10 protein-coding genes and 1 pseudogene are annotated in these 13,468 nt (G+C 38.3%); 10 read left to right on the top strand and 1 reads right to left on the bottom strand.

Annotated features, from left to right (window positions below):
• Positions 1–384: 384 nt before the first annotated feature.
• The 9 genes and pseudogenes from J2Z38_RS09185 (at position 385) to J2Z38_RS10730 (ending at position 12,003) form a co-directional block, all read left to right on the top strand.
• Positions 385–2,568: an ABC transporter substrate-binding protein gene (locus tag J2Z38_RS09185; RefSeq protein WP_209774982.1), complete on the top strand. Its 2,184-nt coding sequence runs from the start codon at positions 385–387 to the stop codon at positions 2,566–2,568.
• Between the two features lie 317 nt (positions 2,569–2,885).
• On the top strand, positions 2,886–3,848 hold the full coding sequence (locus tag J2Z38_RS09180) for an ABC transporter permease (protein WP_209774980.1): 963 nt from the start codon (positions 2,886–2,888) through the stop codon (positions 3,846–3,848).
• A gap of 1 nt (position 3,849) precedes the next feature.
• Positions 3,850–5,808, top strand: a complete 1,959-nt coding sequence (locus tag J2Z38_RS09175) for an ABC transporter permease subunit (RefSeq protein ID WP_209774979.1) — start codon at positions 3,850–3,852, stop codon at positions 5,806–5,808.
• Positions 5,809–5,816: 8 nt separating this feature from the next.
• Positions 5,817–6,815: an ABC transporter ATP-binding protein gene (locus J2Z38_RS09170; protein ID WP_209774977.1), complete on the top strand. Its 999-nt coding sequence runs from the start codon at positions 5,817–5,819 to the stop codon at positions 6,813–6,815.
• On the top strand, positions 6,805–8,421 hold the full coding sequence (locus J2Z38_RS09165) for an oligopeptide/dipeptide ABC transporter ATP-binding protein (RefSeq protein ID WP_209774975.1): 1,617 nt from the start codon (positions 6,805–6,807) through the stop codon (positions 8,419–8,421). Before J2Z38_RS09170 ends, J2Z38_RS09165 begins: the two co-directional genes overlap by 11 nt.
• The gene (locus J2Z38_RS09160; protein WP_209774973.1) at positions 8,418–8,606 is read left to right on the top strand and encodes a hypothetical protein; all 189 of its coding nucleotides are present in this window, start codon (positions 8,418–8,420) and stop codon (positions 8,604–8,606) included. Before J2Z38_RS09165 ends, J2Z38_RS09160 begins: the two co-directional genes overlap by 4 nt.
• A gap of 1,320 nt (positions 8,607–9,926) precedes the next feature.
• Positions 9,927–11,750, top strand: a complete 1,824-nt coding sequence (gene glmS / locus J2Z38_RS09155) for a glutamine--fructose-6-phosphate transaminase (isomerizing) (protein ID WP_209774972.1) — start codon at positions 9,927–9,929, stop codon at positions 11,748–11,750.
• 88 nt (positions 11,751–11,838) lie between these two features.
• Positions 11,839–11,892: pseudogene (locus J2Z38_RS10780) on the top strand (hypothetical protein); the annotation flags it as partial.
• The gene (locus J2Z38_RS10730; protein ID WP_404800246.1) at positions 11,872–12,003 is read left to right on the top strand and encodes an SDR family oxidoreductase; all 132 of its coding nucleotides are present in this window, start codon (positions 11,872–11,874) and stop codon (positions 12,001–12,003) included. The pseudogene J2Z38_RS10780 and the gene J2Z38_RS10730, both read left to right, overlap by 21 nt.
• Positions 12,004–12,054: 51 nt before the next feature.
• Here the strand turns inward: J2Z38_RS10730 and J2Z38_RS09145 are convergent, their stop codons facing one another.
• Positions 12,055–12,303, bottom strand: coding sequence for a YkvA family protein (locus J2Z38_RS09145; RefSeq protein ID WP_209774970.1), 249 nt, complete (start codon positions 12,301–12,303; stop codon positions 12,055–12,057).
• Between the two features lie 175 nt (positions 12,304–12,478).
• Between J2Z38_RS09145 and J2Z38_RS09140 the strand changes: the two genes are divergently transcribed.
• Positions 12,479–13,468, top strand: a complete 990-nt coding sequence (locus tag J2Z38_RS09140; protein ID WP_209774968.1) for a DUF4236 domain-containing protein — start codon at positions 12,479–12,481, stop codon at positions 13,466–13,468.

Raw genomic sequence — 13,468 nt, 5'->3', positions numbered from 1 at the left:
ATTTATTTGCTAGTTAAAAATCGGGGATAGAAATTTCTATCCCCGATAAAGAATGTAGTTGATTTTTAATTACCAACACGATTTGACAAAGAGCCCTTTTTTGTGCATATGGAATGAATAAAAAAATGTTTTCTTGGATTAAAATTATATTTGTTTTAGAGAAAGTTCTAATAAAAAAATCCTCCTATAGGTCATTTTGACGATGGCTAAGAGTAAACAATCACAGGATGTAAAACTTGTTGATTTAAATAACAAATCATGGAAAAAATATTATTGAAATAGATAAATATACAATCATATCTAACAAAGTGTGTAAAAGCTTGACAATAAAAGTTCAATAAGTTAAAATCAATGTATAAAGTAAGATATTTTAGGGAGGAAAGAATGAAGATTAAAAAAGTATTCTCATCACTTATGGCTTTAGGCCTTATGACAACGATTGCAGCGTGTGGTGGAACAGATAAAGCAGACCAAACCGCCGACACAAATGCTAACCAAGGTCAAGAAGCACCAGCTGAAGGCCAAGAAGGTCAAGAAGGCGCAGAAGAATCTGTAGAAGACTTTGCCAAACAAACATCAGATGATACCCTTGTTATTGGTGTAGAAGAAATCAACGGCGACTTCATCGGTGGTTGGACAAACAACAAAACAGACGTAAAAGCTAGAAGATACATGGGTATTGAAGGCAACAACGGCTATTCAACAGTAGTTCAAGACGAGGGTGGCCAATGGGTAAACAATATGGCAGTTCTCGAAAAGGAACCAGAAATCGTTACTAATGAGGACGGATCAGAAACAACTACCTTCACCATAAAAAAAGACCTTAAATTCTCTGATGGTAGCCCAATTACAGCTAAAAACTACCTCTTCGGTTCACTTTTATCATCTCACCCAGCCTACCAAGTAGTAACAGGCTCAACAAACATCGGTGCTGATACAATCAAGGGTTATGAAGAATATCACAATGGAGATAAGGATTTCCTAGATGGATTAGAATTAGTAGATGACTATACTTTCAAAGCAACAATTTCATCTGACTTTTTACCATATTTCGAAGCGGCAGCTCTTAGGGGATATGGACCAGCACCATTCCATGCTATTACAGACAACCTAACAGTTTCTGAAGATGGTAAAAAACTTGTGGCTAAAGATGGCTACCAAGTAACTGACGAAGATAAGGAAAGATATTTTAAAAACCTTGATACAACTATCCAAAAAGCCAAAGAAGACTTTGAAGAAGACTGGGCTTTCATCGATACAGCTGATGACGTAACAGAATCTGAAAAACAAGAATACGAAGAAGCTAAAAAAGCCCACGAAGAAAAAATCAAAGAACTTGAAGCTAAAAAAGAAGGCGACGTAGACCCAACAGAACTTCTTATAGAAGATGCTATGCTTAGAGAAGCCAACGAATACAGGACAAATCCATCAGTAGTAGATGGTCCTTACAAGTTTAATTCTTTTGCAAACAACATGGTTAAACTTGACCTAAACGAAAATTACGCTGGTAACTTCAAGGGTGAAAAGGCTACAATTCCTCATATTATTTTACAAACTGTAAATAAAAATATAGCAGTAGACCTACTTGAAAATGGCGACATCGATCTTTGGGAAGCTGAAGTTGATGGTGCGAAAATTGACCAAATGAGAGCTGCAGCTGAAGCGGGCAAGATTGGTGGCTATAACACATTTGAAAGAAACGGCTACGGCAACGTAACCTTCCTAACAGACAGGGGAGCAACTAAATATAAGGAAGTAAGACAAGCGATAGCTCAACTTATGGACAGGAACTCCTTCGTCCAATCCTATGCAGGTGGTTACGGCGTTGTAACAAACGGTATGTACGGCACCAGCCAATGGATGTATAAGGAAAGAGGGGCTGACCTTGAATTAAATCCAGAATTCAAGAAATACCAACTAAACCTTGAAGCAGCAAATGCTCTTCTAGACAAAACTCCATACAAGTTTGAAGCAGACGGCAAAACACCTTGGGATAAGGCAAAGGCAGATGAAGAATTTGCTAAAAACCCAGATGGCTTTGACTACTATAGATACGACGAAAACGGCAAAAAACTTCAAGTTAACCAATACGGTTCAGACGAATCTCCAATTACAACACTTATTTCTAACCAGGTGCCAGTAAACGCAAAGCAAGTTGGTATGGAATACAACGTAACAAGTGGATCATTCGCAACCCTACTTGAATACTACAACTTCCCTAAAGAAGACGCAGAATATACAGCATTCAACATGGGTACAGACTTTGGTACACCATTTGACCCATATTACCAATACAACTCTAAGGGCTTTGATAACAGAACAAAAACCAACGATCCAAAGGCAGATGAGTTAACAGTTAAGCTTCGTCAAACAGACCCTAAGGATAAGGAAGGCTACTTAGATACTTGGGAACAATTTGAAATGTGGTACAACGACTACTTGCCAGAAATTCCTCTATATGCTAACCAAAACCACTCCGGTTATTCAAAGAGAGTAAAAGGCTTTGATATCAACACTCCACTTTGGGAATCTGAATACCAAATCAATGCCATGACACTAGAAAAATAAGGATAAGAAAAATAATTAAAGAAATCCCCGCTTAAATGCGGGCTTTTCTTTAAATAAAATTATTTTACACCCAATGAAAATTATGGTGAAATTCTTATCAATATTTACAAAATTTTATAAATATTCACAAAATGTATGAAATAAGCCTTATCATTTGTAAAACTTTAGGATTTTTATAAACTATAAGGTTGACAAAAAGGCTCAAATATTATACTATTGTAGGTATAAATTATATGATTTAGGATTGGGCCTAAAATTAATTGAAATATTTGACCAATACATAAAAGCCCGCCTAAATCAAAAGAGGAAGGATATATATGTTACGTTATATAGTTAAGAGAATAATAAACTTAATACCAGTAGCTCTTATTATATCTATCATGCTTTTTGCCTTTTCCAAGGCCATGCCAGGTGACCCAATCCAGGCAATGATCCCTACTACAGGTAGGATGACCAAGGCGCAAAAAGAAGAGATGTATAAGAACTTATCAGCAAGGTATGGCTATGACAAGCCTCTACCAGAACAATATGTAAGATGGCTAGGCAGGACCCTTAAAGGCGACTTTGGCGAGTCTACCAGAGTTAGAAGACCTGTTAAGGAATACCTATCTGAACCACTTAAAAATACAGTTTACTTAAATATCGGTTCTACAATAATTTCCTTTGTACTTTCGGTGCTAATAGGAATTAGGTCGGCGACCCGAAAGGGGGGCATCTATGATAAGACGGCCCAAACATTAACCCTAGTAGGTCTATCTATACCGACCTTCTTTATAGGACTTATAATGATCTTTTTCTTTGCCTTTAGGCTAAAGATGTTCCCAGCAAATGGTATGCCTAGGGAAAATACTTTTGGAGAATGGTTAAAATACCTAACCCTACCTACTTTAACATTAACAGTAGGTTCTCTTGCATCTCTTTCAAGATATGTAAGAAACTCCATGCTAGACGCTCTTGACCAAGACTACATCAGAACAGCTAGGTCAAAGGGTCTTAAAGAAAAAACAGTAGTGTATTCTCACGCCTTTAGAAATGCGTTAATTCCAGTAGTTACAGCATTAACATGGGCTGTTCTTGGTATGTTCTCAGGTTCTGCCATCACAGAGAGGATTTTCTCCTACAGAGGAATCGGTAATGAGCTTATTTCTGCGGTAATGGCGCAAGACTACAACGTAATTCTGGCCTTATCAATGTTCTATGCCGTCCTTACCCTTCTAGGCAACCTCTTAATGGATATAGCCTATGCCCTAGTAGATCCAAGAGTTAAGTTGGAGGCTTAATATGAATAGAAAATTAAAAAAACCATTTAAATCTTATTTTGGCTTCCTCAAGACTTATCTTTTGAGAGGATTTACCTTTGCAAGCGGAATGGAAGATGATTTAAATCCTACCCCATCTCCAGAGACAGAAGGTCCAACAAATGACCTTAATGCAAATTTAGAAGGTGGCCCACAGGAAGAGCCAGAAAATGACAGGCTAAAAGAAGAAGCCATTATGTCACCAGGTAAGGTTGCTCTTAGAAACTACTTTAGAAACCCACTTGGTGTTATAGGACTTGCTATGTTTTTAGCAATTGTTCTTGTAATCTTTGTTGGTTCAAAGATGCTACCATTTAACCAATACTATTCACAAGGTAACCTAACCAACGTTTCTCCAGGAGCAGGATATATGAATTATCCTAGCGAAATGGAAAAAGAAGGTGTTGAAAAAATTTCTATAGGTAATACTTTCGCAGTAGGCCTTACAAAAGAAAACAACATCTATGTTTGGGGTTCAAACAACGAAGATGATGTTCTAAATATACCAAAGGACATCCAAGAAAAAATCAAAGGCAAAAAAATAAAAGACGTAGCAGCTGGTGATAGACATATCATAATTGCTACAGAAGATAATGAAATTTATGGTTGGGGTAATAAAACCTTTGACCAGACAAAAGTTCCACCAATGCAAGAAGCCAAAATCAAAGAAGAGGGAATTGCAAAACTTGGTGGTGGTACCCAATATTCAGTTGTACTTACAAACAAAGGTAACCTTGTAATCTGGGGTTCAACTCTTGCTTCAAGACTTGATATGATCCCATCTGCTATCCAAGGCCAGGTTGTAGACTTTGATTGTAACACAATTAACGTAATAGTAACCAAAAAAGATGGGTCTGTTGATCTCCTCGGTGTAAGAGGTGCTGAAAATGATACAGCTATGCCTGCTGAGCTTAGAGAAGGTAAGGTTAAGGCTAAAAAAGCAGTTCTTACAGCCAATTCCGCAGCAGCCCTCACAGAAGATGGCAAACTTTATGTTTGGGGTCCATCTAGAGATAAGTTATCTGGAGATTCTATTCCAGAATTTGACGCTAAAATCGTAGATATAGAAGCAAGTGATTCAATAATTACAGCTCTTGATGAAAATGGCAAGGCTCATCAATGGGGTATTGAAAACTACGGAGAGCTTGATACTCCTGATGGCGAATTCGACCAAATTTTCTCAAACTACTTCAATGTCTACGCAGTAAATAAAGAAGGAAAAATTAATACTTGGGGACTAAACGGATTTAGGTTTGGTTCAGATGACCAAGGTCGTGATATCTTTACAAGACTTATCCACGGCGGCAAGATGACCATGGTAATTTCCCTAATTTCAACAATCATCCAAATCGGACTTGGTGTTTTAATAGGTATGGTATCTGGTTTTGTCGGCGGTAGAGTTGATAATATCTTAATGAGGATTTCAGAGATTGTTGCATCTTTCCCATTCTACCCAATGCTTATTTCCCTATCTGCCCTACTTCCTCCAGGAGCTAGCCAAGAGCAAAGAATAACTATGGTTATGATCTTACTTGGTATCCTAGGTTGGACTGGACTTGCACGTTTGGTACGTGGACAAATCCTTGCAGAACGTGAAAGGGATTATATCACAGCTGCCAAGGCCCTTGGTGTAAGGGATTGGTCAATCATGGTTAAGCACATACTCCCTAACGTCCTATCAATTGTTATAGTAAATGCGACAATTGGTTACGCAGGCAACCTTCTTACTGAAAGTGGTCTTTCATTCTTAGGTTTCGGTGTTCAAGAGCCTACACCATCTTGGGGTAACATGCTTACAGCTGCCCAAAGTTCGGATGTACTAAATACTTACTGGTGGAGATGGGTATTCCCAGCCCTTGCAGTATTCTTGACATCATTCTCAGTTAACCTTATTGGTGATGCCCTAAGAGATGCAATCGACCCAAGAGCAAACGAGAGATAGGTGAAATTATGAGCTTACTAGAAATAAACAATCTTCATACCTACTTTTCTACAAGACGTGGTCTAATCAAGGCTGTTAACGACGTAACCTTGTCTGTTGACGCTGGAAAAACCCTAGGTCTTGTAGGTGAGTCTGGATCAGGTAAGAGTCAGACAGCTATGAGTATTCTCCAACTGTTTGAAGCTAACCAAAAGATCTATGGTGGTGAAATAATCTTTGATGGAGAAAAAATCTCTGAATATAAAACAAGCCAAATGGAGCATATCAGGGGAAATAAGATTTCTATGATCTTCCAAGAGCCAATGAGCTCTCTAAACCCTGTATTTACTGTAGAAAAACAGCTTTCAGAAGTACTTATGCTTCACAAAGGCATGAATAAAAAAGAAGCTGCTGAAAGAGTTCTAGAACTTCTTGCAGCTGTTAAAATCCCAAACCCACATGTAGTTACTAAGCAATATCCATTTGAATTATCAGGTGGTATGAACCAAAGGGTTATGATAGCCATGGCCCTTGCTTGTGAGCCAAAGCTTTTAATAGCTGACGAGCCAACTACAGCCCTCGACGTAACAATCCAAGCCCAAATCCTAAGGCTAATGAATGACCTTAAGCACAAGGCTGGTACATCAATTCTCTTTATCACCCACGACCTCGGTGTTATTAACCAAATGGCTGATGAAGTCGCTGTAATGTACTGTGGACAAATCGTTGAGCAATCACCAGTAGAATTCATCTTCAAACGTGATATAACAGACTTTAACCACCCATACACTGTAGCCCTTCTAAACTCTATCCCATCTATCACTTCAGATAGGAATGAGAGATTAGATATTATACCAGGTTCTGTACCTCACCCATTAAACTTACCAGATGGTTGTAAGTTTGCGGCAAGGTGCAAATTTGCTACAGAAAGATGTGTCAAAGAGATGCCAGATTTACAGGCAGTAAATGAACACCAATTAATCAGGTGCCATTACCCAAATAGAAAGGAAAGAGAAGATGGAAAATAAAGACAAGAAGGTCTTATTTAAGATAAGAAACCTCAAAAAATATTTCCCTCTTAAGAAAAAAGGCTTTTTCAATAAGGGCCCAGGCGAATATGTACACGCCAACGAATCTATATCTATAGACATCTATGAGGGTGAAACACTTGGTCTTGTAGGAGAGTCAGGCTGTGGTAAGTCTACTTTCGGTAGGACACTTCTACAAATCTATGAACAAACAGAGGGAACAACCCTTTATTACGGAAAAACTCTAGAAGAACTTGCTCCAGAATATATGGGCAAGATGATTGGTAAAATCCCATCAAAATTCCCTAACTACCACAAGGAATTAGAAGAATTAAATAAAATCTACGAAGATTTAGAAAAATCTGAAACCGACGAAGACAGGGCAATGAATAACGAAAAAGCAATGTTCAAACGCCGTGCAATCGAAGAAGAATACCTAAATATGATAAGAATTGCAGGTGGACTTCTTGCTTCAGATGACCTAGGCAAGGTAGCAAATCTCCTTAACGGAGAATACCAAGTCCTAAAGGAAAGAGCCAAGGTTTATACTGCTATTGAAGAATTTGAGCAAAAGTCTCAAATGATGGTAAGAACCTGGGATGACTACTATAAAATCCTAGATGAAGATCCAAAATATAAGGAATTAAAAAATAAGGCTGATGAAATAACTAAGAGAGTAGAAGAAAAAAGAGTTGAAATCGAAGCCTATAGAGATACTCTTAGAGTTAAAGAAGGTTTTGATGAGCTTGAGAGTCAACTTGACACAGGTATCGACCTTTCAGAATTAAACAAGGAAGAAATGAGACAACTCCGCAAGGACCTACAAATGATCTTCCAAGACCCTTATGGATCTCTAGATACCAAGATGACTGTAGGAAATATCATCGGCGAAGGAGTTCTAGGCCACGATTTATTCAAGTCTAGAAACGAGAAAGGCTACAACGAATATATCCAAGAAACAATGGAAAAATGCGGTCTAGCCCCATACTTCCTTCACAGATATCCTCACCAATTCTCAGGTGGACAAAGACAAAGAATAGGTATAGCAAGAGCCCTTGCCCTAAAACCAAGCTTTATAGTTTGCGATGAGGCAGTATCTGCCCTTGACGTATCTATCCAGTCACAAATCATAAACCTTCTTCAAGACTTGAAGGAACAAAACAACCTAACCTACCTATTCATAACCCACGACCTTTCAGTTGTAAAATATATTTCTGATAGGATTGGTGTAATGTATCTGGGAGTAATGGTAGAGTTAACAGATTCTGAAAAGATATTCGAAAATCCACTCCACCCATACACAAAAGCCTTGCTACAAGCTATACCAAGAACTGACGTTGATCAAGGTCAAGAGCTTGCAATAATTGAAGGCGATATACCTTCAGCTGTAAGGCCACCAAAGGGATGTAGGTTCCACACTAGGTGTGAATACGCCATGGACATTTGTGCCCACTTTGAGCCAGAACTCAAAGACGTTGGCGACGGCCACTTCGTAGCTTGCCACCTAATGGATGTGTCTGAAGAAGAAAAAGAAAGAGCCCACGCTAAGGTTATGGCAGAAAGAGCCAAATTAGACAAAGAATTAGAAGAAATTAGTGCTATATGAAAAGACCAATAGACAGGTTTAAGGGAAAAACTAGAGAGGAAATCGAAGCAAAAGAAGACCTCCTAGATAGGGACAACCTAGAAAAAGGCGATAAGCTAGCAATGTTTCTAGCAGCCATGAGAGTCTTCATGCCCATCGTACTCCTTTTACTCGCCCCAATATTCTTAATAGCATATTTTATGTAAGTTTGAAAACCAGGATTTTTATAAATTCTGGTTTTTTTATTCCAGAAAACCATTAATGGTAGTAAAAACTTTTAAATAAAAGTTTTTACGGTTTTCAAAATTTCTCAAGGTGCAAAGCGCCGAAGTAGAAATTTATGAAAAACCTTATGTAATTTTTTCTGTAGAGTGCGATGAATAGGAGCAATCGGAAGAAAAAGATTACGTTCCTTAGCCGTTAATCCGAGATTAACTGTATCATAAAAATAATTAAGGTCATTTACATGACCCTCCGTATCTGGGGGAACCCCAAGGGACCTTCCGCAGGGTCCCTCACCCGCCTCCCCTTAAACCCCTCTCGGCTACACCCCCGAGCGGCTCCTTGGCGGAGGGCAGAAGCAGAAGCTTGCCTATTCGGCAAGCTTTTTTTAGTAGAGAGAAATACCTTGTATTGGTATTTTTATATCCCCACTGATTTCTAATCTTCGGGCTGCTAAAAACTGATAACTCGGCTACGCCTCAAACAATCAGTTTTCTTAACGCAACCCTTGATTAGAAATCTTTGACAGTAGATTAGAGAATTAACTTCGAAGTTCCAGATTTTACCAGCCTCGTTTGGCTTCGCCAAACATTGCTAAATTAGTGTTTATTTTCAAACAAAGAAGAAAAAATCACAAGATTGTGTATTTTAAAATACCAAGCATCCGTAAAGAAAATTGCACTGACAGCTTTTTACGAATAAAAGCATTATAGATACTGTGAACTAATTTTAAAATAAAAAGTACAAGTCAGACGAGATTGCAATTTTTAGGAGGCTTGGGATTTTAAAAAGTTAGACAAAAGAAAAACCAAAACGAAGACGTAATCCCTATTAAAAAAAGATTTTCGAAGAAAATCTACCTTATTTGCTCCCCGCCATAGGGGCCGCCTGGGGGTGAAACGGAAAGGGGGCCTGGGGGAACCAGATGAGGGGGCATGCGGAAAGCCCCCTTGGGGTTCCCCCAGTTACGGAGTGGTCATGTAAATGACCTAGAACATTTATAAGATAAGTTCAATCTCGGATTGAAGAAAAAAGATGTTAATCCTGGATTAATAGACTCACCTAGTGAAAAGATAATTTATCTCGGATAAAAATCTTGGATAATAAACAAAAAAGTATATAATAAAATGATGAGGTAAAAATTTAAAAGCGCCAGATCCCTTTGGGATGACGAGGGAGGAAGTTATCGAAAATTCGGCGGGAGCTTCCTGGGTTCACAGCCTTAGTGTTAGACAAAAACAGAGAGCAATTTCTGTGACAGAGAAGACACAGTGGCCTCATAAATAATTTAATAAGGAGGCACTATGTGCGGAATAGTTTGTTACAAAGGAAGGCTTGATGCAAGGGAAGTGATTGTTGACGGGTTAGAAAAGCTCGAATACCGTGGTTATGACTCAGCAGGTTTAGCTGTGATTAATGAGGGAGAGATTTCTTTCGTAAAGAAGGCAGGCAAGATAGAAAACCTTAAAAGGGCCTTGGAAGAAAATCCTGTTAGTGGAAATATTGGTATAGGTCATATTAGGTGGGCAACCCATGGAGAAGCAAGTGATATCAACAGCCACCCTCACCTCTCAAATGATGGTAGGATTGCTGTCGTCCACAACGGTATTATCGAAAACTACAGAGAATTAAAAAAGGAACTCGAAGATCAAGGCTACACTTTCAAGTCTACTACAGATACAGAAGTCATAGCGGTCCTAGTTGAAAAATACTATGAGGGCGACCTTTTAGAAGCTGTTGAAAAAGCCAAAGAAAGGCTGGAAGGCTCTTTTGCTTGCGGGATTATTTCAGTTGACGAACCAGAAAGGCTAATCGGTTTGAGGGTAGAAAGTCCTCTTGTCCTTGGTCTTGCTGGTGATGACTTAATTATGGCAAGTGATATTCCTTCCTTACTCAAATACACCAAGGATGTAATCTACCTAGAAAATGGGGACCTAATCGACATCAATGGTGATTCTTACACTATTTATGACGAAAATAACCAAGAAGCTCAAAGGAAGGTCACAAAAATAACTTGGTCTGTGGATGCAGCTACAAAAGACGGTTATGACCACTTTATGATCAAGGAAATTAACGAACAGGGCCCTGCAATTAAGGAGCTTTTAAAATTAAATATTAAAAATGACCATATTTGTTTTGATGGAGATTCTTTCACTAAGGAAGAAATCGAGAAATTCAAGAGAATTTATATCGTAGCCTGCGGTACAGCCTATAATGTTGGGTTGGTAGGAAAATGGGCCCTTGAAAAATTTACAAAAATCCCTGTTTTTTGCGATCTAGCATCAGAATTTAGGTATAATGAGCCTTTCTTAGATGAAAATACTCTTGTAATCCTAATTTCCCAATCAGGAGAAACTGCAGATAGTCTAAAGGCCCTAAGACTAGCTAAAGACGAGGGAGCAGAGACCCTGCTTATTACCAACACCCTAGCCTCATCCATGGATAGGGAGGCGGACAAGTCTTTATATTGCTACGCTGGCCCAGAAATAGCAGTGGCATCTACCAAGGCCTACACAACACAAATCGTAAACCTCTATCTCCTTGCCCTAGATTTTGCCAATAAACTAGGCAGGCTTGATAAAAACACCTATGAAGAAATTATTAAAAACTTAAGGGAAATCCCAGAAAGAATTGATCAAATCCTAAAGGATGACCATATAATAAAAGAATTTGCAGAAGAAATCAAAGATAAGCATAGCCTATTTTTTATAGGCAGGGGCCTTGATTATGCAACAAGTATCGAGGCGGCCCTTAAGCTAAAGGAAGTTTCCTATATCCACACTGAAGCCTTTGCAGCAGGTGAACTAAAACATGGAACAATTTCCCTCATCGAGGAAAATACACCAGTTATTGCCATTATGACCCAGAAAAATCTCACAGCAAAGACTCTCTCAAATGTAGAAGAGGTCGTAGCAAGGGGAGCTAATGTCTTTATTATCACATCTCACAAGGATGCGAGAATGGAAAAGACAAGCGGGAAAATTTTTGAAATCCCAGAGACAATGGACATTCTCTACCCACTTTTAACAGTAATTCCAGCCCAGCTAATGGCATATTACACTTCTATTGCCAAGGGTATTGACGTTGACAAACCAAGAAATCTCGCAAAATCTGTAACTGTCGAATAATTTTAGTTTAGTAAACTGATTTTAAGGGTAAAAGATAGGCAAAGAGTAAAGGCGATTTTTTACTAGATTTAAAGATAAGTCGGTAGTTGTAACGGGAGCAAATTCTGGAATTGGTAGGGAAATTGCCAAAGAATTTGCCCATGAAGGTGCAGTTGATATAGCAAAAGCTTGCCTATTTTTAGCAAGCGATAACGCTAAGTTTATTAACGGAGCAGGCCTTGTTGTAGACGGTGGAGTCCTAGCAGCTGAATAATAGAAGCAATTAAAAATGGATCCTTTGAGATCCATTTTTGCTTGCTTTGTTTTAATTTTCTATTTTCTTTACTTCTTCAATTACTTCTTCAGGAATCATCTTATTTGAAAAATAAAGAAGGCCTGCTGTTAAAACTGCATCGTCTATATAGCCTACAAATGGGAAGATATCAGGAATAACATCTGCTGGTAAAAGTATATAGGCGAGTGAAAATAGTGCGAGAATCTTTGCCATTAAAGGTGTTTCCTTATTTCTAAGGGCCCTAAAATATCTTGGTATCATTTTTCTTAATTTATTCATAAAAACTTCCTTTTATTAAACTTATATTTTAAATATCTTAACTTCTATTATCATTATACTAGGAAAAACCAAAAGTCAAGCGAATATTATTAAAGTTAGATTTTAAAAATAAAATAAATGTTTTTTATGCAAAAGCCAGTATTTGGGTATAATGATTTAAAGAAAGAAGGTTGAAATGGGAATTAGATTTAGAAAAAGTATTAATTTAGGCAAGGGCTTTAGGATTAATATGTCCAAGTCCGGACCGGGATTTTCATGGGGCGGCAAGGGCTTTAGGGTGACAAAAAAAGCAAATGGCGGCTTTAGGACAACTGCCTATATACCAGGCACAGGCCTTTCCTACCAAAAAGATTTCTCAAACCCCTTTGGCGGTGGATCAAAAAAAGCAAACAAAAAAGGAAATAGCCAAAGACAAATAGAAGAAAATGGAGCCGAGTCAAGAGATTTTGGCCTTGATTTTAAAAACATGGAATCAACAGGCCTTAAGGATGTCTTAGACCAAGCTGGTTATGAATATCCTTTGAGAAAGCCGGGTTTAGTTGTTTTTGTTTTAGGAATTATCCTAACTTTTGTTAAGCCTCTCCTTGTGTTAATCGCAATACTTGGAGCCCTTATGTATTTTTACAAAAAGGCAAATCCTGTTGAAATCGAATACGATTTTGAAGGTGGGGCCAAGGATGAATATGACCTTACCAATAAGCTTTTGGCGGGCATTTTGGAAAGTGATGAGGTTTGGTTGGTCGAAGGAATAGAAGCAGATGATGATAGGAATTTAATCACAGCTAGAAAAGAATTAAAGATTAATGATGGTCTTCCTGGCGATTTATCAACAAATGTCAAGGTCCATAGCCTTGTGGCAGGAGATCTAACTTTATCTTTTCTTCCAGACGCACTTTTGATAAATAAAAATGGGGCAAATAAGGCTCTTGATTACAAGGATTTACAAGTTGACCTAAGGAGCGAAAATTTCCTAGAAGAGGAAAAAATCGCCGATGCGACCCTAATAGAAAAGACCTATCTACACACAAACAAGGATGGGGGACCTGATATGAGATACAAGGACAACCCTGAGGTCTACCTTGTGGAATACGGGGTTTTGGAGATGAAAAATAAGGATATTAACCTAGTAATTGTCTTTTCAGACACAGTTATAGATGGAGAATAA

It is taken from the genome of Anaerococcus degeneri (genome assembly GCF_017874475.1).
In the GTDB taxonomy this organism is placed as follows: Bacteria; Bacillota; Clostridia; order Tissierellales; family Peptoniphilaceae; genus Anaerococcus; species Anaerococcus degeneri.
This window is presented reverse-complemented; position numbering and strand designations above follow the sequence as displayed.